This window comes from Hungatella hominis (assembly GCF_014288005.1).
Taxonomy (GTDB): Bacteria; Bacillota; Clostridia; order Lachnospirales; family Lachnospiraceae; genus Hungatella; species Hungatella effluvii.
On record NZ_JACOPB010000003.1, the window covers coordinates 323,582 to 346,869 of the forward strand.

The 23,288-nt window shown below is 50.9% G+C and carries 17 protein-coding genes; 1 reads left to right on the forward strand and 16 read right to left on the reverse strand.

Going from position 1 to position 23,288, the window contains the following annotated elements; genetic code table 11:
* Positions 1-65: 65 nt before the first annotated feature.
* The 13 genes from H8S75_RS09490 to H8S75_RS09550 all read right to left on the reverse strand — a co-directional run bounded on the left by H8S75_RS09490 (position 66) and on the right by H8S75_RS09550 (position 18,474).
* Entirely contained in the window at positions 66-878 is an 813-nt protein-coding gene (locus H8S75_RS09490; protein ID WP_187021039.1) for a prepilin-type N-terminal cleavage/methylation domain-containing protein, read from the reverse strand.
* Positions 879-905: 27 nt separating this feature from the next.
* Complete coding sequence (locus H8S75_RS09495; RefSeq protein ID WP_187021041.1) at positions 906-1,439, reverse strand: PulJ/GspJ family protein; 534 nt, start codon at positions 1,437-1,439, stop codon at positions 906-908.
* A complete protein-coding gene (locus tag H8S75_RS09500) occupies positions 1,436-1,813 on the reverse strand; it encodes a hypothetical protein (RefSeq protein ID WP_187021043.1) in 378 nt (125 codons plus the stop codon). The genes H8S75_RS09495 and H8S75_RS09500 overlap by 4 nt, the downstream gene beginning before the upstream one ends.
* On the reverse strand, positions 1,810-2,595 hold the full coding sequence (locus tag H8S75_RS09505) for a hypothetical protein (RefSeq protein WP_187021044.1): 786 nt from the start codon (positions 2,593-2,595) through the stop codon (positions 1,810-1,812). Before H8S75_RS09505 ends, H8S75_RS09500 begins: the two co-directional genes overlap by 4 nt.
* Before the next feature lie 21 nt (positions 2,596-2,616).
* On the reverse strand, positions 2,617-10,602 hold the full coding sequence (locus H8S75_RS09510) for a type II secretion system protein (protein WP_187021046.1): 7,986 nt from the start codon (positions 10,600-10,602) through the stop codon (positions 2,617-2,619).
* A gap of 25 nt (positions 10,603-10,627) precedes the next feature.
* Complete coding sequence (locus H8S75_RS09515; RefSeq protein WP_187021047.1) at positions 10,628-11,257, reverse strand: hypothetical protein; 630 nt, start codon at positions 11,255-11,257, stop codon at positions 10,628-10,630.
* Entirely contained in the window at positions 11,258-11,845 is a 588-nt protein-coding gene (locus H8S75_RS09520) for a hypothetical protein (RefSeq protein ID WP_187021049.1), read from the reverse strand.
* Positions 11,846-11,873: 28 nt separating this feature from the next.
* A complete protein-coding gene (pilM, locus tag H8S75_RS09525) occupies positions 11,874-12,887 on the reverse strand; it encodes a pilus assembly protein PilM (RefSeq protein ID WP_187021051.1) in 1,014 nt (337 codons plus the stop codon).
* A gap of 24 nt (positions 12,888-12,911) precedes the next feature.
* Entirely contained in the window at positions 12,912-13,760 is an 849-nt protein-coding gene (locus tag H8S75_RS09530) for a prepilin peptidase (protein WP_187021052.1), read from the reverse strand.
* Positions 13,761-13,947: 187 nt separating this feature from the next.
* Positions 13,948-14,406 carry a type II secretion system protein gene (locus tag H8S75_RS09535; protein WP_187021054.1) on the reverse strand — a complete coding sequence of 153 codons (459 nt, stop codon included), beginning with the start codon at positions 14,404-14,406 and terminating at the stop codon, positions 13,948-13,950.
* 70 nt (positions 14,407-14,476) lie between these two features.
* Positions 14,477-15,688, reverse strand: a complete 1,212-nt coding sequence (locus H8S75_RS09540; protein WP_187021056.1) for a type II secretion system F family protein — start codon at positions 15,686-15,688, stop codon at positions 14,477-14,479.
* Between the two features lie 29 nt (positions 15,689-15,717).
* Positions 15,718-16,770, reverse strand: a complete 1,053-nt coding sequence (locus tag H8S75_RS09545; protein ID WP_187021057.1) for a type IV pilus twitching motility protein PilT — start codon at positions 16,768-16,770, stop codon at positions 15,718-15,720.
* Positions 16,771-16,779: 9 nt separating this feature from the next.
* Positions 16,780-18,474: a GspE/PulE family protein gene (locus tag H8S75_RS09550; protein WP_187021059.1), complete on the reverse strand. Its 1,695-nt coding sequence runs from the start codon at positions 18,472-18,474 to the stop codon at positions 16,780-16,782.
* A 518-nt stretch (positions 18,475-18,992) separates the two neighbouring features.
* On the opposite strand from H8S75_RS09550, the gene H8S75_RS09555 reads away from it, so the two are divergent.
* Positions 18,993-19,367 carry a hypothetical protein gene (locus H8S75_RS09555; protein WP_187021060.1) on the forward strand — a complete coding sequence of 125 codons (375 nt, stop codon included), beginning with the start codon at positions 18,993-18,995 and terminating at the stop codon, positions 19,365-19,367.
* Here H8S75_RS09555 and H8S75_RS09560 read toward each other — a convergent pair.
* The 3 genes from H8S75_RS09560 to H8S75_RS09570 all read right to left on the reverse strand — a co-directional run bounded on the left by H8S75_RS09560 (position 19,364) and on the right by H8S75_RS09570 (position 23,263).
* Positions 19,364-19,696, reverse strand: coding sequence for a sporulation initiation factor Spo0A C-terminal domain-containing protein (locus H8S75_RS09560; RefSeq protein WP_187021062.1), 333 nt, complete (start codon positions 19,694-19,696; stop codon positions 19,364-19,366). The two genes, H8S75_RS09555 and H8S75_RS09560, sit on opposite strands and share 4 nt — an antisense overlap.
* A gap of 232 nt (positions 19,697-19,928) precedes the next feature.
* Positions 19,929-22,583, reverse strand: a complete 2,655-nt coding sequence (locus tag H8S75_RS09565) for an ABC transporter permease (protein WP_187021064.1) — start codon at positions 22,581-22,583, stop codon at positions 19,929-19,931.
* The gene (locus H8S75_RS09570) at positions 22,580-23,263 is read right to left on the reverse strand and encodes an ABC transporter ATP-binding protein (RefSeq protein ID WP_187021065.1); all 684 of its coding nucleotides are present in this window, start codon (positions 23,261-23,263) and stop codon (positions 22,580-22,582) included. The genes H8S75_RS09565 and H8S75_RS09570 overlap by 4 nt, the downstream gene beginning before the upstream one ends.
* Between the last annotated feature and the right edge of the window lie 25 nt (positions 23,264-23,288).

Sequence of the window (23,288 nt, forward strand, 5' to 3'; positions counted from 1 at the left end):
AAAAGCGACTATATAGCCGCTTTTTATTATATACCTGTATTTTCCAATAGTCACCAAGCGTTTTCTCACTTAGATTCTTTATAGCCAGTCACTTCAACCCACTGGTTTTTTCCGCTTGAGTGCTTACTATTCCTGATCGCCTCATCCAGAGAAGCCGTATCCTCGTAAGATATATTGGCGGATCCTCCCGGCGAGCCATCCCATTTGGTGGCTCCATACCATTTACCATCTACAATATTATAGACATAAGGCACACTCCAGCCCGCGTCCGCATTCCCATTCGCTCTGGCGAACAGCCATACGCACTCCTCCACCGGCTTTGTCTTGTCTTTTCCCTGATAGAACGGCTGAATGGAGTAGGACTTCTTATCCACAATCAGCGTCGGCCATTTCCCGTTGTATTTCTCAAGGAATGCCTTTCTGATCTCGTCGTTGTTTTTCGTCGGATGATCCTTCAGATATTCAATCGTGAAATCTCTGTAATCATCGATAAAATTGGAAGACACCTTGATATCCTCGTCCATTCCGCTGCTGGTCGATCCGTGTTTATCACAGGTCACCTTTATATACAGCTCATCCCATTCCAGGGAATACTTACCACCGTCCGGGCAGTATGCATCCGAGTTCTCCATAACTGCAACTGCATCCGCTTCGGAGTAATCACTATCTTCCAGCCGGTCCAGAACCATCTGCCTTACCAGTATTTTTCGATTCGCCTCACACACGGTATTCTTTGTCTGATTCATCTTACCTATAAAAACCGGTACTGACACCGCTACCAGCACAGCAATGATGGCCACTACGATCAGCAGCTCCGCCAATGTAAAGCCCTGTATATGTTTATTCTCTCTCTGCTCTGTCATTTTATCTGTCCTCATTCCTTATTTCCTGCCCTACAGACCCGCCTAATGGTTCAGCAGCCTGATTTTGATATCTTCCAGAGAAACCTTTACATTTCCCCGGGAATCGCAAATATCATAGGACAACACTATACAGGAGCCATCATCTGTCAGCTGAAACAGTGGTTTGTCCTCGTTGGTCTGAATCTGGTACCCCATATACGTCTTATCCTCGAAGGGATAAGCAGCACGCTCTGTATCGTAGAGAAAAACCAGTTTCCCCACATTTTCGCCCTGCTGCTGGATTTTCATAACGGTATCGTATCCGTACATGGCGCTGTCGTAGCATATTTCACTGCCGTCCCCGTTGATATTGAGCTCCGACGCATACCGCAGTTCATCTGTCATAGCCAGCAGAATGCTGTTAGCCAGGACCCTCGATTCCGAGTATTCTTTTTCCGCCCGGTACACCTTGACGGCAGTTCCCACTCCTGCGCTCACGGCCAGAGTGAGAAAAGACATGATCAGCACAGCAACCATCATTTCTCCCAGAGTGACACCGGCGGTGCCCTTTAACCGGCGTTTTGCCTTTTCTGTCATTTTTCTTCCTCCGGCTCCCCACCTGACCGATAAGCCATCATATCATCTCCATAGTAAACAGTGACCCCGTAATCCTGAGAGATACTTCCGTCCTCACCGATCGTCACTCTTACCGTTCCGTTCTTCTTCTGTACAACGGCCCCGTCCGCTTCCATGCACTCCAATTGTGACATGGCCTTGTAAAACGTATCGTCCGCCTTCTGGGTGTTGGCATTAATATTCTGTGACACCGTCACCATGCTGAGAAAGAGGGAGCTGGCCAACGCTACAAACAGGATTCCCACCAGAACCTCCGCGAGCGTCTCCCCGCGTGTATCCCGGCATTTCTGTTTCACATTTTTATATGCGGAGCCGGTTCTTATTCCACTTTTCATTCGCTCCCGCCTCCTGTCTGCCTTTTCCCCGATAAATAAGGTTTTTCCGGGGAGAAAATCACCTGTGACGTATAGCGGTGCACCTTTCTGGACTCTCCGGTCACCGGGTCGTTCTCTGTGATCTCCTCCTCGTTCAGTGTATAATGGATAAGCCCGCCCATGGTCAGACGGATCTGATACTGCCCAAAGGCTTCATCCGCAACAGACAGATCTGCCTCCGCCGTCACATACAGCTGCTGGGTATTATGGCCGTTTAATACCATATGATCCGGCTTCACCGTCAGCGCAACTGTTACCGGCGCCATGCCGTCCCCCTCCAGTTCAAAGGTCAGACGGCTGTGTTCACTCCTATCCCGCTCTCCGGAGACCACCAGCTTATTTTGATCCAGACAGTTCAGATACGACTGGTAAAAATCATGAAGCAGTTCCTGTTTCAGCGCCATTCCATTTTCAGAGGACATAATCAGGTTCAGCATCTCCTGTTTCAATTCCATCTTCCTGTCAAGATCCGCGGCTTCGCTCTGCTCATACGTATCCGATTCCCATTCTCCGGTGCATTCCTTTAACTGGGCTTTTAACAGCTCAGCCGCAGACATAACCGCCAGATAATTGCCCTCGTTCTGTTTCTCCATCTTTACATGGCTGACATTCGCAGAGGCCGCCGCCAATACTACAGAGCCCACCATGGCGCACACGAGAAAATACAGCAGCGCGATGGCCATGGAAGCTCCTTTTTGGCTTTTTAATTTTTCTGTTGGACTCTGTCGGTTATCGCTGCACATCGGTCGGCTCCCTCCCTTGTATTAATCTGTCAGTTTATAATAGGGCTGATATCCCGCCGGCCAGAGGCCTGTATGGGTTCTCCCATCGCCCCCTGCCCCGACCCCTTCAAGCATCGGGAACGGATATCCTGTAAATCCCGGTTCCATATTTTCCGGATCCGGCTGCATACCGGTAAGCACAGCTTTCTGGCTGTCCCGGATCTCCCGCGTCATCTCCAGGCTGAACTCCTCAACGCTCCACGGTTCTATGTAATTCTCCACAGGCCCGTATTCTGCATTGATGGCGCCTGCATCCGAACCGGTGCCGCGCAGGAAGTAACAGTCTGCCACCGCAGCCTCTTCCAGGGACTGCCATACGCCCTCCAGTTCCGCCAGATAGAGATACCTCTTTCCATCGTAAGAACCATCGGTTTTCCGGCTGACCCGCACCTGCTTCGTTTCGAAGAGGCTCTGCCGCCTAGCTGTCCCGCCGTAATCCTCTGTCAGCGCAGAATCGTATGCATCCAGATTCACCCGGTAGCCGGTATAAGTCACGCCTTCCTCAGGCTTCTGTTCATTGATCCAATAGAGGTATCTTGTATTCCCACTCCTGTTGACTGCCCACATGGTCATGACCGCATTGTCCTGTGTCTTCTCAAAAAAGGTATGGTAATAGCTTTCCTCAGACCCCGGCACGGAATCTGAAACAAGCTGGTCCGCACTGTCAAATACCATTTCATAAGCCTTTCTAATCTCCTCATCGGGCGCTTTACCGTTCGTGTTCTCCCGTCCTGTTTTCAGCAGGTCAGGATACGCCGGATACCCAAGCACGTTGTAGACCAGCGCGGAAATATTGCTGTTGTCAAAGATTCCTCTTGTCTCGGAATCCATTCCCACATTCAGCTCCCATACCGTCTTCCCGTTCTGACTTGTGATCCGGTTGTGAACCTCTGCGCCCTTCATCATGCGGATCAGATTCCGGATCAGATCATCTGACACGCCAAAGACATCCCGGCCCTTTACCAGATGGCCTATAAACCCTCCGGCTTTCACGCTGGAGGAACCGCCCGTTTCTCCGCTGTTTTCCTGCTCTACCGCAACGGCTCCCACCGAATAACACTTAGTCACAATTACCTGACTGCCCCTGTTCGAGGAAAGGCTTCCGCCGAACCCGCCGAGCGCCGATCCGGAGGCGGCATTGCCGGCCTTCAGTGAGGCATTGCCGGAGGCGTAACAGCTTTCCAGTCTGCCCGAAGAACTGATATCGCCAAAGAAGCCGCCCGCCTTTAACACAGCGGTGCTCCCCTCTCCGCCGGAGGCACTCACACTTCCTGACGCATAACACCGGAGCATGCTCCCGTTCTCAATCTTTCCTGCAAAACCTCCAGCCATGGAATCTGCCGGCCAGACCACCGCCACATCCGCATAGGCACTGCACTGTTCGATGACTCCGCCTGTGACCACGCCGGCAAAGCCGCCCACATTTCCGGAACCGCGGACCTGCAAACCGTTGACAGACAGCTGTTTTACGACGTTGGAAGGGCCGCATGCAACCGTTCCTGCTATTCCTCCCACATTTCCCGATGCCTCAATCACTCCCGGCCCCGGGGCACTGCCATCCGTCAAAACACTTTCCACCGACAGCTTGTGAAATACCGTATCGTCAGAGAGTACCGCAGTCAGTCCGCCCGTATTCCGGCAGTTTTCCGTTACAATCGAATGGATTCTTACCCGGCTCACCGTCTGCCCTGCGGCCTCAATGGCCACACACCGGCCAGCTGTAACGTTCGCAACGCCGCTCACGGGAATACTTCCTCCCGCCTGCACCCGCACGCGGATGTCCGGCAGTATCGTCTCCTCCGGCAGCGTCATGGAGGCGGCTTCCAGGAATTTTCCGGTCAGGCCGGACACACCGGAATCGCTGTGATAGCCGTTAGCACCGGCCTCCGCCGTAACAGAGATACTGCTGCCTCCCAAATCCCAGGGAGAATCGGCCGCCAGAACCACCGCCTTGCTGTTCTGTCCGATTACTCCGCCGTATCCGCAATACGTATTGCTCCGTCCCGGATTCGCACTCGTAAGATTCGCTCCGTGAATTCCGATGTCCCCCAATGTGAGAGCACAGGCCACCGCGTCCCCCGATGACCGGTACAGGGATCCCACCACAAAGCTGCCGATGTGATACTGGCTGGCAGCGCTGTTTTCCACCAGGAGGGAACCGTCCGTCCCCTGCGCCCGAATCCCGTCAATTGTCACGGGATTGCCGCTGATCTCACACAACCCGGCCAGAAGTCCCACTCCATTATACAGTTTCGTATTATTGCTGGCAGTCGTCTGCCTTACGGTGATGCGCCCTGTCATACTGATGTTTCCGACAGTGACCGCGCCTTTTCCTGAATTAATCTGACCGATCAGTCCGCCGACAGCCCGGTCGCCTTCTATGACAACGGCCTCCGTGCCGTTTCCCCCCATACTCACGGACCGGATCTGGCCGCTGTCCACAAATCCTGCCGCGCCGCCCAGATGCGTCGCTTTACTGCCGCCGACCGACACTTCATCCAGAGTCAGGCCGTCAATCGTCCCGCCGTCTGTCAGATGGCCCACTGCACCTCCTATATACTTCACTGCGGCACTGCCGCATACCACGGCGGAGGCGTTGACCGTACAGTTTTTTATCGTCGAGCCTGACAGCTTACCTGCCAGAAGCCCGAAGCCCTCCGTCCCCGGCGCGAAATTCTGAAGCTCGAGGCGGGCTTTGCTGATAGTCACATGTTCGATCACCGTGCTCTTCTGAGCTTCCTGGCAGAGGATTCCTCTTAAGCTGTCACTCCGCTCAGACATAGTGGCCCCCTCGACAACCAGTTCCTTTACAGCCGCTCCGTTCAGATAACCGAACAGCGGCACATCCCGATTGGCCGTCACCCGGTCAAAGACGCTCTGGCCGGAGATACTGCTCCGGGAGTCCCAGGCCCCCAGACCTTTTATGGTATAACCGCCGCCGTCATACGTACCCTCAAACGGAGTCTGGCTGGTTCCAATGGAGCTGTTAAACCAGCGGTATCCGCTTCTGCCCCGCTCTTCACTGAAAGGGGCTGTATCCGAATAGTAGACCGCATATGGATTTTGAGGTCCTAAATTAATATCCTGTTCCTGCCTGAAGGATTTTCCATAGTAATTCTCCAGACCCTCTCCCCTGCCTCCCAGGACCTGATTCCCACTGCTCAGCGTACAGAGCTGCCTGGAAGTCCGGATGCAGAGGTACTCCGGATTTTCCGATTCTTCTGGCTTGCCGTCCGTGCTGATCCTGGATTTGGCAAAATGAGGACAGTAATAGAATTCCCGGTTCTTCTCGATGATGCCTGTGCCGATTCCGCCCATCTCATCGTAATAATTGGATTCCACATGGATCATGATCTGCTGGTAAATGCTGTCGGACGGAACGTAGGCATTAGTCACTACCGCCGCCGGCGGCAGGATCCGGAAATAATACGTGCCGGGCCGGTTGTTCAGCTTTAATTCTATGGGCTGATCGGGGTATCCGTCCCCAGCCCCCGACCGGATGGCAGACGCACCCGACTCTGTATTTTTGTAATAAGAAACGCCCTTTTCAATCTTTTTCCCGTTATTATCCTTTAAATGATAGACGCTCTTTAAATAGTTTGTGGCGTTGGCAGTGGTATTGTCATTTCCGTTCCTGTCCTCCCACGACAGATACGCCTTGTCGTTGGATGTGGAGCTGCCCTGAATCAGATTTTTCACATTGACTCCATCCATCTCCAGGTATTCCGTATTGAACAGCAGGCCATACCCATCCAGAAATATCTCTTTGCCGTCCCGCAGGGAATCAAGCCCCAGCTCTTCGTTGTAAAAGCCTACGGTATAGCCCGAGTCTTCCTTATAAATCTCGAAGTAAGCGAGCTCGGCTCCCACATATTCGTAATTCGGCCAGTCTCCGTACTGGATCATATTCTCCACCTTTGGAAATGGATAGACGCCCGGCAGCATGAGGCTGAAGGTCACGGTATCTTTGCCCGTCTGACTCGCAGGTTCCAGTCCCGGTATGGACAGCTTCTTTAAATCCCCATACGTAACCGCCATTGCATTTCCGATTTTCCCGTCTCCCCGGTTCTCCGTCCAGTCCATATAGAAACAATTGTTCTGAATGCCGGCAGAAAATGGATAAAAATTGGCGCCGTATCCCTCTGAATCCGCATACTGACAGTTCGGATAGAGAATCAGACCGCCCGTTACCGCCTGATACGCATTACTGAAGCCGTTACTGACGGCCGCGTAACAATTCGTTATGGTCTTCGCCTTATCCTTGACGGAAAATCCCGCCGCAATCCCGGACACGCTGGTCGCAGTCACCCGGCGCAGTGCGTAGCAGCTGTTAATGGAGGAGGAGCCGCTGGTTTCATATACAAATCCGGCCGCTTCCTGCCCCGCCGTATAGCAGTTGGCATAGGACTTCTCGATCAGGCCGGATCCTCTGTTCATCGATACAAACCCGGCCGCGTTCCCTGCCCTGCTGTCTGTCGCCGTTACCGTCGCAATGGCCGCACACCGTTTTATGGATCCATAATTTTGACCAACCAGCCCGGCCGCACTTCCCGAAGCCGCCACCATGGCATTGGTGTAATTGTTTCCTGTCACCTTCCCGTCGTTTCCATAGAGATGCTTATACCGAAGGGGATCCTCCGAAAGGTCATCTTCCCATCCGCCGGATTGTTCCGGAATCACATAGCAGTCCTCAATCAGGGCGCCATTGATGTTTTCATAGACCAGGCCTGCCGCACCGCATCCTTCGGAGTCGATTCCGCTGATCACCGGGCTTATCAGGGTAACCTCTGTGACACTGCCGCCATTGGTATACACCAGGCCAGCCACGGACAGCAGACTGTGGGTCACAACCTGAGGGCGGTACAGAACCATGCCGTTTAAATGGCTCTTTTCTGCCGTGTAGCCGAACAGCGCCATACCGCTGGCCGTTCCGGTTCCCATCGAGTCATCCGTAAGGATCAGGTTGCTGATTCGGTGGCCATTCCCACTGTACGATTTCTGAAACGTGCCCGTCTTACTGCTTCCAATCACGCCCTGGCTCAGAGTTTCCGGTGCGTTCTCCGTATCGGGATACGTTTCTCCTGCCTTATATTTTTCATAGTCAAGATCGCGTTCCTGGTTATAATCCCATTCCGCCTGCCAATAATAGGAGTTGCTCTTTTTTCCGCCGTTTCCCTTATCTCCCAGCTCATAGAGATGGCGCACCGTACGGATTACCGCATACTCCGGATTCGTCGCCGTCTCTTCCTCTGTGAACACGATCGTCTTGGCAAAATGAGGATTATAAAAAGCGGTGAGCGCCGCCCCATCCACGGTCAGCGCCAATGTGTCATAAAACGAATTTTTCCTGTTACCCGGAGACTTAAATGCATCGTAACGCTTTTCCGTCACATGGATCCATGGAAACGGATAGAGAACCTGGTTTTTGCCTTCCACCTGCACCGGTGAAAGCGTGATTTCGTTTTTATTCCAGTTCTCTTTCCCATGCTCCTCACTCTTGTTGGAGGCATGAGGGATGCCGTTTTGAAAGAGTTTAATGCTGCGCACCGTATCGCTCAAGTATCCGTATCCGTCGCTGATTACCGGAAGATCATCTCTTAAAGTGCCGTTTTCCTCTGCTCCCGGGTACCAGAAACCGAACGCATCCTGTCCGGAATCCGTCGTCTCGTATTTTTCATAGTATACCAGACCTGTAAAGGAGCTTTTTGCCCAGTCTCCCCGGTAAACCTCCAGCCAGATCGGGTATAAATAGGCCGCATTCGTATCTTTCCGGTAGACATCGTCGTAAGGGGAGGTGTTCTTTCGCTCCGCCTTGCGCGCGCCATTCGCCAGCGCCTCTCCCGTACTGCCGCATCCGATGGGATTCGGCTCTCCTCCGCTGCCCTTTATCAATGTGCTTCCTACACCGTAAGTCGCCTCAAACGTCACCGCCCCCGTTCCCACATCCGGTATCCCGGCAAAGGGCCCGCACTGCAGAGCGCTCACGGAGCATGCGGAAAAAGACTTCTCGATCAGGCCGCTGCCGTTTAATTCTCCGGCAAACCCTCCTGCGGCTTCTGCGGCTTCCACATTAGGCCGGTCCGCCCTGTAAGCGCCGGACTCCGTGTGCCCGCCGGAATAGCAGGTCGAAATGTTCAGACTGCCGTTCACGGTACCAATAAAACCACCGGCAATCCGCTCCGCCGACACCCTGACAGAAGCAAAGGAATCCCTTGCAGTCAGATCCCGGGCACCGCCGATCAGCCCTCCGCCGTAATCACATTCGGAAGTGATGCCGCTCTCTTTATAAAGCGCGGAAAAATCGGGTTCCGCGTCATCGCTGTCTATGTACGCCCCGCAATTGTTGATCTCCATCTGATCGGCATATCCAACCAAACTGCCGGCGTAGGAACCGCCTCCATAAGAAACGGCTGACCCGGTGAGCTTCAGACTGGGATTCACCAGCATAACGTCCTGAATAACAGGGGCAACACCTGCCGTCTCCTGATTCCCGGAACCCCTGCTGCTGTCATTACCGCCCGGCCGTCCCTCCATATAGCCAAACAGACCGGCACATCCATAGACCATACCGCCCTCGTCCGCAACCGAGGCTTCCTGTGTCACATGAATGCCCTTGATCTCATAGCTGTTCCCCTGAAAAGACTGCAGATCTGTCTTGTTGTTGCTGATTGGATAAAAATGAACCGGCCCGGACAGGGTTGAATCCCGTCGTGCTGTGCATACGTCATCATAGGACAGGCCGTCATAAACCGGTTCCATCCAGTCAATCTCCTCCAGCACTCTGGCACACGTCACCGGATAGCCTGTCTTCCGTTCGCTGGCTCCGTCCGTGCTGTATCCCAGACCGGAAACCTCGTAAGACAGGTTCTGGAGATGGCGTCCGTTCTCCAGCCAGATGTCGCTTCCAGTTCCGTCTCCGCCCCGGAGTCCGGCAAAGAGGCTGTTGATCTCGGCCGTCTTCGTCCTGGGTATATAGACCGCGTCGCTGCCGACGCAGTAGCCCATCACGGATATCCGCAGGTCGTCACCCGCCGCTATTTCGCTGAAATGATCTGCAAAATGAAGTCCCTCCTCCAGACTGTCCAGTGTCAGGACGTAGGAGGCGCTCATTTCTCCGCCAGTGGCCGGGATAACCTTCCAGATCTCGGTCATCTGGTGGAAGGGATCTTCCGGCTCCAGAACCGTGACTGCTCCGTTGTACAGCCGGTATCGATACCGAACCGGATTGGCGCTGTCCGTCTTTGACGATATGGTCACCTCAAACACTGCCTCCTCATAGAGGTAGGATGGTATGGATACCGTGGCCTTCAGACGTTCCTCATTGTAAATGGATACCTGGAAATCCACATCCTTCCAGTCCTGTGCGGCTGCCGCCGCTTCACCGCCGTAATATCCCACGGAGGGAAGCATCCGGTTATTCCGGTTTTCTTCCCCTCTGAGCGGCTTTCCGTCGTACTCATTGAAATTCTCGTGATAATAAAAGAGGCTGGCCTTCTGAAAGGCGCCTCCATTTCTCTCCCAGTAATAGACCCCATACACGACATTGGTTTGACGGTTGAACTCAATGACATAGCTGCCGCCATCCTCTTTTACGAGAGCCGGGGCAAATACGGTGTCGTTCATCCAGCTGAAGCTGCCCGCTTCCCCGTCACAGAGAGCATAAGTATCCGGCATTTCTCCATCGCCTTCCTGATAATCCGATGGAACCATATCGTCCGCCAGTTCCAAACCATCGGTTCCCCTGGGAGGCACCTCCAGCACAGCACCACTCAAGCGGCAGCCGGACAGGCAGTTCTGGGCCGTAATAAATATCTGTCTTGCCTTTTCGTCTAGCTCTGTCTGCCGTAGGGAATTTCTCATATGAATCAGGGCAGGAAAAGAAACCGCTGATAAAATTGCCATAATTCCGACAACCATCAGCAGTTCCGCCAGCGTAAAGCCGTTTCGTCCTCTCAACCTATGCTTCATTCCATCCTTCATCCTCGTCCACATGTTACTCCATCGTCTCTTCCGAATCGCCTGAGGCTGTATCCTTATCATATACCAGACCGTTAGTGTCAGAGGCGCCTACCGTTGTCTCATAGTAGGTAATCATAACGCTGACACTGACGGCGCCGGCCGAGGCCATGCCCCTCGATTCTCCCCGCCCCGAGCTTGCGGAAATGTCCATATCCTTTACGATACACCGGAACTGGCTGTTAGCCATATTCCTAAGGATCGTCCTTACCTGTTCGTAGGAACCCGCCTGAAAGGCAATGGAAATATCCCGTCTGACAATCGTTCCCGAAGCCCTGGCCTCGGAAAAACTGATATTGTACGATTCTGCCTCTTCCAGCGCCTGATACAGTTCCCGCATCTCATCATTCAGATTGTTGTATGGCTTTAACTCCCCCTGGGGCTCTCCAGCCGACTGTTCCATCTCATCCAGCATTTTTTTCTTTCTGGAGGCCTTGATTAACTCCGTGCTGATATCATCCTCCACCGGGACCTGCTGGCTGCTGCATTTGGAAATCTCCTCATTAACCGGAGACGCCACCAGAAGGTAGTAGAAAATCCCGAGAAACAGAATACTCATAAACAGGAGCAGGACCGTCTCACGCACGGTGAATTTACGCTTCAGCATCTAACTGGTTCCTCCTGTCAGTGTAATGGTTAAATCGGCAGATACGCTCTGCTGGGATTGGGCCGCCTCATTGTCCGCCCGTTTTTCCGTGCTGGCCGTAGAGACGGATATGTACTGCACCAGCGGACTCTCCTCCAGGTCCTCCACAATCGCAGAAACCTGGTAAAGCGGAAGCTCGGTGATCACCATCCGGCACACGTTGCCGCGAATGCTGATGCTCTCGATATCCGCCCGGTTCATCACCCGCTCCTCCAGCAGATTCAGCACTTCCAGCCGGTCCTGGAGCACCGCCTCATCCTCATTTAAATAATCACTGAAATACTGGCTGTAGCGCTCCCTCACTTCATCATAATCCCTGTTATACTGTATGTACCCATCGAGCTCTGACTGTACCTGACCCAGCGCCGCCTGGGCTGCATACATGCGGTCTAAGGGCACCATAACGCCAAACTTCACAAACAGGGCCAGCACCGCCAGAAATCCGAGAAAAACCGGTATGGCCCTGGTTGGGCTGCTAATGGTTTTTTCATGGATAATCAGGTTTACTGTCTTTTTGGATGGATACTCATTTTTCCTGATTCCTATCATATCCTAATGCTCCTCCATATCCTGCCGTCTATTGATACGTAATGCCTGCCGATGCAGGACTGATGCAAGCGTCCACAGGAATGTCACCCACTATGGTCATAAGCTCCGTGATCGGACGCACCTCCAGTGAGATATGGGAGGATACCGCCTCTGTCAGGGGTGTAATCAGGGAACCTCCTCCGCAGTAATACACCGTATCCAAATGGCTCTCCGGATTATTGAAGCTGTAAAAGTTAATGGCCCGCATGATCTCAACGCCGATGGACTCATAGATCCCCCGGCACTCCTCCAGGTTCCAAATATCCAGATAGTTTTTCATCACATACGACTGGGCGACGTGCTGGTCTACATTTTTGACGGCAGCGACCGTCTGAATCAGATGAGCACAGCCATAATCAATCTCACGGGTCACCTCAAACCGGGAGCCGGAAAAGATATGCAGCTTGGTGGAATGGTACCCAAAATCTACAAAACAGTATTCCCGGAGTTCCTCCAGCTCCTCGACCCGTTCATACTCGCGGACCAGATTCGAGTAGGCAAATACCTCCGGAGCCGCGATCTGCAGCTTAAAGCCCGCCTGCTTTACCATGGCCTCGTATTCTGAAATAACGTCTTTGGGAGCTGCCGCGGCCATCAAATCCATGGCAACCGGCTTCTGGTATTCATCATACTGCATATCCAGAATACAGTAATCAAACACATATTTTTCTTTTCTGTCATTGATAAAGTCATGGAATTCATAGGGCAGGTTGATCTTCAAATGATCCACGTTCATGGCCGGCATGGTCAGACGCCTTGAAAATGCTACCGAGTCCGGCAGAACAATGGCACAATTTTTATCCAGAAACCGGTATTTTTTCGCCATCTCCTTAAGGAAGATGCTCATGGCCTCCATGGACACAATCGTCCCATTATTAACATAGTTGTCAGGCAGCGGTTCAATCACCACTTTATAAAGGCAATTGTCGCAGCATTGGGTCATTTTCACCTGTTTGGAACCGATTTCAATTCCTGTATACTTTGCGGAAATACGTTTCATCATAATTCTGTCTTCCTTCACTTTTTCTTAAAAAAGGCTCATATACCACCCCGTCAGCTGTCTCCCGATCAGCACGCACAGTACGCTGGACATCGCGATGGCCGGACCGAAGGGAATCTGCCCGCTATCCCGTTTTTCCGTTCCGGGCTGCGCCTTGTTCTCTCCGTTTTCTTCGTTCTCGCTGTGATTCGCCATTCGGCTCAGCACCAGGCCCAGAAGCAGGCCCAGAAGACAGCTGACAATCAGATTCAGAAGATTGACCGCAGCTCCGAGATACAGACCAGTAACAAAGAACAGCTTAATATCTCCGCCTCCCAGAGAATCCTTCCCCAGAATCCGGTCAAATACCATCGAAATTCCCAGCAGGCCGCCACTGATAAAAACAGCGCCTGCAAGGCTGTCTGCCAGATACGGCACCAGTTCCCCTCTGTGAGTAGGAAGGAACAGGCACCACCACAGAATCAGAGCCGCCTGAAATCGGTCCGGTATACGAAAGCTCTCCAAATCCACCAATCCCACGGCCAGAAGCAGAAAAGAAAATCCCAGATAATACAGGTACGAAAGCGACACGTCAAACCGGAACAGAAGACACAGCGACACGCCCGCCATGAGCAGCTCCGCCGCCAGATAGCGCGGGGAAATCTTTCCTTTACAGTATCGGCACCTTCCTCTTAGAAATACCCAGCTGAACACCGGCACCAGATCCAGGACTCCCAGCAAATGGCCGCACCGCGTACAATGACTCCGCCCACTGGTAATTTTCTCCCTGTGGACCGTCCTCCAGGCCAGGCAGTTAATAAAGCTCCCCCCGGCAGCGCCGATAATGGCCGCAACGACTGCCAGATAGGCAGTGATCCATTGATCTATAAAAAGCATTGGGTCTTCCTTTCATCTGCAGCTGATAGTAATTCCGCAGCTTTTTGCCTGATGTTGCAGTGTGGTGTTTTGATTTCATGCACGGACCCACTTGGACAGTGGGGCTCTGCATGGAACCAAATTGGAAATTTATGCGAAGCCGCAACCCATCGGCTTCGCATAAAAATAACTTTGTTAAAAAGATGGTTTATTTGGCCGTCTTGGGATCAACCCAGCTCAATGCTACTTTTACGTCACCTTTACTGGTATCACTAGTACTTTCGGGGGTTATATCTATTTTAATAATGAAGCCCTTGGCTTTAGTGATTCCTGTATAATCTAAATACGTTGTCTTACCATCAAGTTTATCGCTTCCCTGTCCATAACCTTCTGTAGGCTTCTTATCTTCTGTTACAACAACACCATTTTCCGCATCATAATAAACAGTAGTAGTACCTTCAGGAATCTCATCATCCAAATATGCAGCTATCGCCGCAACCTTCGCCGCTCTCATATTAGCAATATCCACAGCCTCTCTTGATCTCTCCAACTTACTATTAAACACCGGCACCGACACCGCCACCAGCACTGCGATAATCGCTACAACGATCAAAAGTTCTGCCAGCGTAAAGCCTTTTTTATTTAATTTTTCTTTAAATCTTCTCATTTTAGTTACTCCTCCTCGGAACATTTATTCAAAGACTATGGGTTGTTATAGCCTGTAGAACCATAATTAATTACATAAGATCGTACATCGTAAAGACCGGCAGGTAAACAGATATTACAATAAATCCGGCCACCAGCGCCATCAACACCAAAATCGTAGGCTCCAGCTTCGATATGGCTTTCTGCGTGGCATGTTCCGCCTCATTATCAAAATATGTACCGATGGTCTTTAATGTCTCTTCCAGCTCACCGGTCTCCTCTCCGATTGCACACATTTCATTCAGGGTACGGGGATAACAGTTTCGTTCCCGCATACAATTGCCTAAACGCCGGCCTTCCTCCAGCCCGGTAACCATTTTTGCCGTCTCCATAGCCAGCATATAGTTATCCAGCGTCTTTGCCGTCACCTCCAGGGCGCGCGGAACCGAGAGCCCGGCAGCCAGCAGAGTGGACATGGTATTGGCAAACTGCCCGGAGGCATTCAGAAGGCCAATCTCGCCGAAGACGGGAATCTTCAGCTTAAAACGGTTCCAGCGAAGCCTTCCGTCCTCAGTCCGCATCGCGGCAAGAAACAGGATGACAGCCACCGCCGTTACCATTAAAATGACCAATATATTATTTTTAAAGAACTCTGACATGCTGATCAGCATCTGGGTCGGCAAAGGCATATCTCCGCCCAGATCTTTGAAGATGCCGGTCATGGTGGGAATTACCTTCACCATAATCACCATCACGACCACAATCGCCACGCCTATGACAAACAGGGGATAACTCAGAGCCGCCGAGACCTTTTGTCTCGTCTTGTACTGTTTTTCATAATAAATGCTCAGATTCTTAAAGACATTTTCCACCGTACCCGACTGCTCACCAGAACGGACCGTCTCGAGAAAGGTGGTCGGAAATGCCTCCCTATCCACATTCTCAAAGCTGTCCGCCATGCTGTGGCCTGCGGTTACATCCCTGGCGGCCTCGATCAGTATTTTTCGCAGCTTCTTGTCTGACGTCTGGTCCGCAATCAGCTCCACACATTTGGCCGCCGGCATTCCGGCCGTCAGAATAATGGCAAACTGGGAACACATCACAGAGAGGGCCTTTAGATTCACCCGCTTAGAACCGAGTTCCTTTGTGAGGATGCTGCTTTTCTCCTGTACCGGCGTAATCTTCGTCACGAGCCGGCACGTTTCCTTTATCTGGGCGACGGCCGCATATTCATCGTACGCTTCGACGATTCCGCTGACCTGCGCTCCATCTTTGGAGATTGCCTTATACTTATACGTTATCAATGGGTATCACCAGCCTTTTCTGTGGGTTATTACCCGACAATAAACTTCTTTATATAGTCCTGGTCCCAGGCCGCCTCCCTGGCAGTCTTTCCCGAGATTGCCTGGCTCTTCCACAGGCGGATCAGGGAATTGTCCATGGTGATACTGCCCTCCGCTGCCGATGTCGCCATGGAATTGGCGATCTGAGGCGTCTTGCCTTCCCGGATCAGATTCCGTATGGCTGGAGTGACCATCATCAATTCACAGGCCGCCACCCGGCCCTTTCCGGTCTTTCTCACCAGAAGCTGCTGGGAAAGCACGGCCCGCAGGCAGGTAGACAGCTGCATCCGGATCTGGTTTTGAAAGTTAGTCGGAAATACGTTTACAATCCGGTCGATCGAGTCCGCCGCCGAGTTGGTGTGCAGCGTGGAAAACACGAGATGGCCGGTCTCCGCCGCGGTCAATGCCGTCTCTATGGTATCTCGGTCCCTCATCTCTCCGATCAGAATCACGTCCGGATCTTCCCGCAGCACAGCGCGCAGGGCATCGGAATAGCTTCTCGTATCCCTTCCGATCTCCCTCTGATTGATAATACACTGGTTCGGTTCGTACACATACTCCACAGGATCTTCCAGCGTTACGATATGAGCCTCCCTCGTGCAGTTAATCGCTTCCAGAATCGCAGCCAGGGTGGTCGACTTCCCGGAACCGGTCTCACCAGTCACCAGCACGATCCCGCGATTAAACTCAGGGAACGCCATGACAGGGGGCGGAAGTCCCAGACTGTCAAGGCTGGGAATACGGCTGCTTAATATCCGCAGGGCGGCCGAAATGTGCCCCTGCTGGCGGAACAGATTGACCCGGATGCGGATTCCGTCATAGGCGGAAGCCAAATCCAGTTCTCCCATGGTCCGTATCGCTTCATACTGGTCTCCTGCCAGCTCCTTCGCATAGGCCTCACAGTCATCATCTGTGAGAATCGTATCGTCCAGACTGAACAGATGGCCATCCCGGCGGCATTTGGGCGGAAGCCCTTCTACCAGATGAATATCTGAGCAGCCATCTGTCACTGCTTTCTGTATCATTTCTCCGATTTGCAGCATTTTGCCTCCTTATTCCACCGAATTGATGGTACGCTTTGCCTCTTCCACCGTAGTGACGCCTTCCAGCACGAGGCGGCGGCAGTTGTCACGAATCGATACAAAATCCGGGCCTTCTGCTGCTTTTAACAGATTTGCCTTGCTGTCATTTTCGGAAATGCACCGTCTGGTCTCCCGGTTCATGATCAGAATCTCAAAGACGCCGGTTCTTCCCCGGTATCCCGTGTCAAAACAGTGAGGGCAGCCCTTTCCTCTGTAAAATGTGGTCCCATTTCCCGGCCTCAGCCCCAGAATCTCCAGTTCCTCATCGGTTGGCGTGTAGGCTGTCTTGCAGTTTGGACAGATACAGCGCACCAGACGCTGGGATATGATGCCGTTCAATGCGCTGGCAACCAGATACGGTTCTACGCCAATATCCTTCAGACGGTCAATGGTCGATATGGCATCATTGGTATGAATCGTTGACAGAACCAGATGGCCCGTAATTGCCGCTCTCATGGCAATCTCCGCAGTCTCCCCATCACGGATCTCTCCTACCGCTATGATGTCCGGATCCTGACGGAGTATGGAACGCAGGCCATTGGCAAATGTCATTCCCACCTTTTCGTTTATCTGAACCTGATTAATACCAGATATATTGTACTCCACCGGGTCCTCCAGCGTAACCAGATTGACTGCTTCCTGATTCAGCTCACCAATCATGGTATACATGGTGGAAGACTTGCCGCTTCCCGTAGGGCCGACGATCAGAACCACTCCGTTATGATTGGAAATCAGCCTCACATACTTCTCCAGATCCGATCCGGTCAGTCCGATTCCCGTCTTGCTTAAAAGAGAGATCGACTTGTTCAGCAGACGGATTACCACCTTTTCCCCGTAAATAGTAGGCAGCGTAGAGATACGCAGATCGATATCCTCGCTCTTAATGCGTACATTGGCGCGTCCATCCTGGGGAATCCGGTGTTCAGCTATGTTCATCTTTCCCATAACCTTGATACGGGAGATGACGGAGGCCTGCAGGTCCTTCGGTACATTTAAAATACGGTGAAGCATACCGTCTATGCGCATCCGGACTGTTAAATCTTCCTCTCTGGGTTCAATATGAATGTCGCTGACCCGCTCGGTGACGGCCCGCTCAATGATCGAATTCACCAGCCGCACTGTGGGGGCGCTGATACTGTCTTCCTCCCCGATCACCACCGGGCCGGCGCTGTCTTCCTGCTGATCCGGCAGAGTGCTGGCCTGCTGTTTCATCTCCTCGATGGCCTTGGCCACCCCCTCATTCCCATACAGGTTAAGGATTGCCCGGTCTACACTGTTGGAGGTGGAGATCATGGGGATGACCCGTTTTCTGGAAGCCGTCTTCACCTCTTCCTGAGCCACGAAGTTCATCGGGTCCTTCATCGCCAGATACAACCGGTCCTTTTCCACACGGACCGGCACGACTCCATGCTTGCGGGCGATGTTCTTAGGTACGTATGTGGACATCTGGGGATCGATCTCTGCCTTGGACAGATCTATAAACTCTATGCCCAGCTGCATCTGAAGCGCTTCAATCAGCTGATTCTCCGTGATGAAGCCGTGGCTGATCAGCAGAGTACCCAGCCGCTCCTTTGTTTCCTTCTGTAACGCCAGCGCCTCATCCAGCTGACTGCTGCTAATAAGTCCTACTGACTGAAGCAGATCTCCCAATTTTTTATATGCCATGACAGTCTTCCCATTTCTGCTATTTTTTTACAATATTCGACATACCTCAGTATAACAAATATTCATTACATTTTCAACAAATAAAGACATTTATAACTCTTTTCTGAAAATAAAAAAATTAACTTATGTAATAAACGTACTTCAGGAAATATATGGTCTATTTTATCCTGCTTCATCTGGCCAGGCAAGTCATGCTCATGGTCCCCGTATTCTGCTTTCATGACTGGGGAGGAAACTTTGAATAGAAAATGTTCATGCTGTTTTCTATAAAAGACTGCCACCGGTCAGTAAGCGCGGTCAGGTTTTCGGTCTGCAATTCCTTTTCCCTGACGGGCATGCAATGCAGCATCTCGTGTTTTTTTGAACCAATGCCATTTTCCATTAAAAAACTCTGCAAACCGGTCTGGATCACCGGTCTGCAGAGTATACGTCGTTTTTTGTCGAATTACTGTATGCTCCTTAAAAACTTTTTTAGAGTTATAATCTAACTATAAAAAAGTTTTAAAAGGAGATTTCTGATGCGCGACTTATCAGTATATTTTTGCAAAAAATGCGGGTTTTATTCTTATTATCCTTTAGCCAAATATGCGGTCTGTCCGAGATGTGATCTTGATATGGTGCTGCTGCCAATAGAATATAAAGAATTCGTCAATTTAAACTGTTATGAACGTGATGAATTACTTGCTGATCAAATGATTACTTCATCCTCTCCCATTGTTCGAAGAATCATTGCTCCGCATAAGATAAATAACACTCGTGAAATCATTGCAATTCTCACTTATAAAATCGACGAATTAAATACTGAAAATGTAAAATTACAGGGAACCGTAGACTGGATGCATCAATTCATCTGGCAGTTAGTAAAAAACAGTAAAAATATAACTCCGCCCTAGCTCTCATCACAAAGATAGGAAACCAATATAGAAATAAATGCGGCATTATTCGGTTTCTTTCTCAAAGGGGTATAGGCAATATGTTCGAGCAGTGACCGGTCACCTTTATTCCATATTAATGCAACCAGCGTTCTGATATTTCTCTCTACGCATTGTACTGATGTATGATATTTCTTTGCTACCTCTGGATATAACCATTTCGATATTAATTGTAACTTATCTCCATCTTCTATGGATAATTGTACTGCAGATATTACATAGTAAAATCCTGTATATGATCGATTCGCTCCAAGCCGTAGCAAAAGATTTTCTATCTCTCTTTCTCTCATGGCTTTTCTCCTCTCCCTATCACCTTCAATCATACTATGGAAATTTATGGCAAATCAATCGGTATATCTCGACTTTTTTCGACGTATATATAAACGTTGAGAGTTTTTATTTATAACGCCTGATGGAAGAATATAAAGAATATCACCCTTTATCAATGGAAAAGGGACACTGTCATAAACAGTATCCCTGTAGCAGCTCATACATAAGTCCAAAATTCTTACCTTACAGCCCCTATATGGTCTCATCCCGAACTGCATCAATAATCGTATCTTTCTGAATCCACCGTGAAGAAATCCAATAGGCCAGCCACATCACCGCCGTAACTGCCAACATATAGCTGCTCATCTTTCCAACAGGAAGCTGCAGCAAAAAAGGTTTCCAGGATATTTCTGTGGTTTTCAGGAGAAATGCCCACATCGCGGCAATGATTGGAATCGCCAGAAGCACTGGCGCAATGGCCATTCGCAGACCTTCTATAAGCAGCAGCTTCCTGACTGCCGCTGAATCCATTCCCGCCGACCGCAGCATGGCGAATTCCTTACGACGCTGGTGCATAGAACCGGTAACCGATGAAAAGGCATGAGATATTCCGATAAAGCCCAGCAATGCGCCGATACAGTTAATCACCGCCCCCATAGCCCGGCCTCCGGTCTCATTACTTAATCGGTCTTCCTCAAGGCTGTAAAGCGACACATCCTCAGTGGACAGATCCGTCTCACATATTTCCCGCACCCGCTGCGTAACCGCCAGGTCATCGGCTCCCGAAGTCTTCAGAAGCAGATACGTACGATAAGACGCGGCTGCGTATTCCGGCTGAAAATGTTCAGCCACAGCGTAATACGTCTCCATGGGAACACAGAATATGACCCGGTAATCCCTGGGATTATAATCGATCTGCGGCGGTCCGTCTATTACCGCGCCGACATCAAAAGAAAATGTATAATCCGAATCCATGGAATCATCCGTCTTTTCTTCCAGTTCAAGCCGCTGACCCTGCGATAACTTTAAAAAAGGAAAAAACTCTTTGGCCTTCTCATTATTATTGCTGAACGGGTGCGCCGGTGCCCAGCTCATGGCAAGCGCCCTGTGCTGACCGGTATTATAATATGGGACTGGGTCTATTCCCTGCCGGCGGCACCACGCGTCGAAATATTCCGGTTCTAACCCAATAATCTCTGCCTGGATACGATATTTGCCGTTTCTCTCCACCACGCTGAACTGTCCGCCATCGATCGATGCAAGCCCGCCTTTCTCCGAAAAAGCGTCGAGTTCCTGCGAGGGCGAAACCCAGAGAGATACCCTTTTTGCGCTGTAATATGCCATTTCCACTATACCTGGTATTGTTTTAACCTCCTCCCACAGCGCAGGATCCAGTTCCTCTGTCATCTGCAGTCTTGCCCTGATATTGTAGTGATTGGCCTGCCGATTCCGTTCTGATACCAGATCGCTGATTAAAAGCTGGCTGAAAAAAGAAAGTACCAGAACCAGACAGAGGGTCATTGCAATGATGCCGGACCGAAAAGCCCTGCGATTGGCCCTGTAGGAGGCGAAAGCCAGCTGCCCGCAGATTCCGGATATTTGGGAGAAGAAACAGCAGTGTCTGCCTGCTTTTATCCGCTGTTTTCCCTCAGGATCCCGTATAGCCTCTAATGGAGACAATCCGGCAATCCACCTCGCGGGAAGGAATGCAGACAGCAGCACAGTAGCCAGAGAAACCAGCACTGCCAATACTGCAATGCCCCAGGAAAAACGAACCGTAATCGGAAAATACAGCAAATCTCCCGCTATATCGGTATAAAGTCCATACATAAAAGATATAAACAGGTGACCCAGCCCCAGACTCAACGGAATGGGAATGGACGCCAGCAGGACTCCCTGCATCAGAATCGTCAGACGTATCTGGCCCGGAGTCGCTCCGACTGTGCGGAACATCCCCAGCTGTCTGGCCTGAGAAACGGCAGACAACGCAAAGGCGCTCTGAATAATCAGGACAAACGCCATAGCCGACAAAAAGATCAGCAGCCCATAGATTATTACATTAATATAATTTAGGGGGTTAAACGGTTCCTGCGGATCAAATATTCCAAAATACCTCAATAACACTGTATTATAGCGGAAATTATTTTTGTACTGTCCATATTCATCCTTCTCAATCCCAAGCGTTTCTGCAATTTCAGGCATTACCTTATAGATGTCCCTCATTTGATTCATTTTCAGATAAACAACGAGATCATCTTCCGGTAATATGGCAGAGCGTTCCAGATAACCCATAGAATAATAGCCAGGTACCGTGGTAGGGGTTGTCACATCAATTTTTCCCACCAGCGTCAGGGTCTCCTCATCATTTTGAACGAACGCCTCTCCATCTCTGTAGATTCCGGTGCCCAGGTTCTCATCTCCCAGCTGCCTTTTTCCTTTTGGAAGCGTCAGGGTCTCCCCCAGGCGGTACTGTGGATTTTTCTCAAAGAATGTCTTGGATACCACCACCTCTCCCGGCTTTTGCGGCACCCGTCCTTCCAGAATTCCGTTCTTCTCCCCCATCTCCTCCCAGTAATTTTTATCCGCATCCAAAAGGAACAGATAAGGAATGGAAGCGTCATCCGGCAGCTTTATGGATCGAAATGGCCCTTTCACCATAGTCTCTTTCACGTGGATATTATGATCCACCAGTTCCAGGTCCTTCTGTTTTAAATTGCCGCCCAATTCCCCATGCCAGGATCCACCATTATATTCTGCAATTTCTATTCCCCACCGCCACTGGTTATATCCATAGGAACATAAGGTGTACAGCAGTGTGGAGGCAAGAAGTATGGCAGCCATAATGGAAAGTGAAGTATACTTGTTTCGGCGGAGAGTTTCCAGCGTATAACGAAACAGCACCATCATTTTCTCACCTCCCGGTCTGAAATGATGCGGCCATCCTCTATGGTGATAATCCGGTCGGCCTCCAAAGCCAGTCGTTCATCATGCGTAATTAAAAGTATCGTCTGCTTATACCGTCGGTTTGACACCTTTAAAAGGCTTAATATTTCCTGAGAATTCTTCCGGTCCAGATTTCCAGTCGGCTCATCAGCCATTAATATGGCCGGCCGGTAGATCAGGGCCCGGCCAATTGCCGCCCTCTGCTGCTGTCCTCCTGATAGCTGGTGCGGCAGGTGGGACAGCCGATCCGCCAGGCCCAGCGTTTGAACCAGCTCCGAAAAACGGTTTTCATCCGGTTTCTGCCCATCCAGCAGCATAGGTAAAAGAATGTTCTGACGAATATCCAGTGTAGGAATCAGGTTATAAAACTGGTAGATCAGCCCTACCTTCCTGCGGCGGAAGATGGACAGCTGCTTCTCGCTCAAAGATGCAATGTCTGTATCCTCAATAAAGATATGGCCGGATGTTGGACGGTCTACCCCTCCCAGCAAGTGGAGCAGTGTAGACTTTCCAGAGCCTGAAGTGCCGACAATAGCTACAAAACTGCCCTTTTCGACGGCAAGATCCACCCCGTTTAAGGCATTTACCATGGTAGAACCCGAGCCATAAGTTTTCGTAAGATGTTCGCAGCGAAGAATATTCATAATTTTAATTACCTCCTTTGCAGAC

Excerpts from the sequence above, each read along its gene's own strand:
- H8S75_RS09555 (WP_187021060.1), top strand. The coding sequence starts at position 18,993 with ATGCGCGACTTATCAGTATATTTTTGCAAAAAATGCGGGTTTTATTCT.
- H8S75_RS09530 (WP_187021052.1), bottom strand. The coding sequence starts at position 13,760 with ATGCTTTTTATAGATCAATGGATCACTGCCTATCTGGCAGTCGTTGCG.
- H8S75_RS09490 (WP_187021039.1), bottom strand. The coding sequence starts at position 878 with ATGAGGACAGATAAAATGACAGAGCAGAGAGAGAATAAACATATACAG.
- H8S75_RS09570 (WP_187021065.1), bottom strand. The coding sequence starts at position 23,263 with ATGAATATTCTTCGCTGCGAACATCTTACGAAAACTTATGGCTCGGGT.
- H8S75_RS09510 (WP_187021046.1), bottom strand. The coding sequence starts at position 10,602 with ATGAAGCATAGGTTGAGAGGACGAAACGGCTTTACGCTGGCGGAACTG.
- H8S75_RS09560 (WP_187021062.1), bottom strand. The coding sequence starts at position 19,696 with ATGAGAGAAAGAGAGATAGAAAATCTTTTGCTACGGCTTGGAGCGAAT.
- H8S75_RS09495 (WP_187021041.1), bottom strand. The coding sequence starts at position 1,439 with ATGACAGAAAAGGCAAAACGCCGGTTAAAGGGCACCGCCGGTGTCACT.
- H8S75_RS09535 (WP_187021054.1), bottom strand. The coding sequence starts at position 14,406 with ATGAGAAGATTTAAAGAAAAATTAAATAAAAAAGGCTTTACGCTGGCA.
- H8S75_RS09515 (WP_187021047.1), bottom strand. The coding sequence starts at position 11,257 with ATGCTGAAGCGTAAATTCACCGTGCGTGAGACGGTCCTGCTCCTGTTT.
- H8S75_RS09545 (WP_187021057.1), bottom strand. The coding sequence starts at position 16,770 with ATGCTGCAAATCGGAGAAATGATACAGAAAGCAGTGACAGATGGCTGC.
- H8S75_RS09505 (WP_187021044.1), bottom strand. The coding sequence starts at position 2,595 with ATGTGCAGCGATAACCGACAGAGTCCAACAGAAAAATTAAAAAGCCAA.
- H8S75_RS09550 (WP_187021059.1), bottom strand. The coding sequence starts at position 18,474 with ATGGCATATAAAAAATTGGGAGATCTGCTTCAGTCAGTAGGACTTATT.
- H8S75_RS09500 (WP_187021043.1), bottom strand. The coding sequence starts at position 1,813 with ATGAAAAGTGGAATAAGAACCGGCTCCGCATATAAAAATGTGAAACAG.
- H8S75_RS09565 (WP_187021064.1), bottom strand. The coding sequence starts at position 22,583 with ATGATGGTGCTGTTTCGTTATACGCTGGAAACTCTCCGCCGAAACAAG.
- H8S75_RS09520 (WP_187021049.1), bottom strand. The coding sequence starts at position 11,845 with ATGATAGGAATCAGGAAAAATGAGTATCCATCCAAAAAGACAGTAAAC.
- pilM (WP_187021051.1), bottom strand. The coding sequence starts at position 12,887 with ATGATGAAACGTATTTCCGCAAAGTATACAGGAATTGAAATCGGTTCC.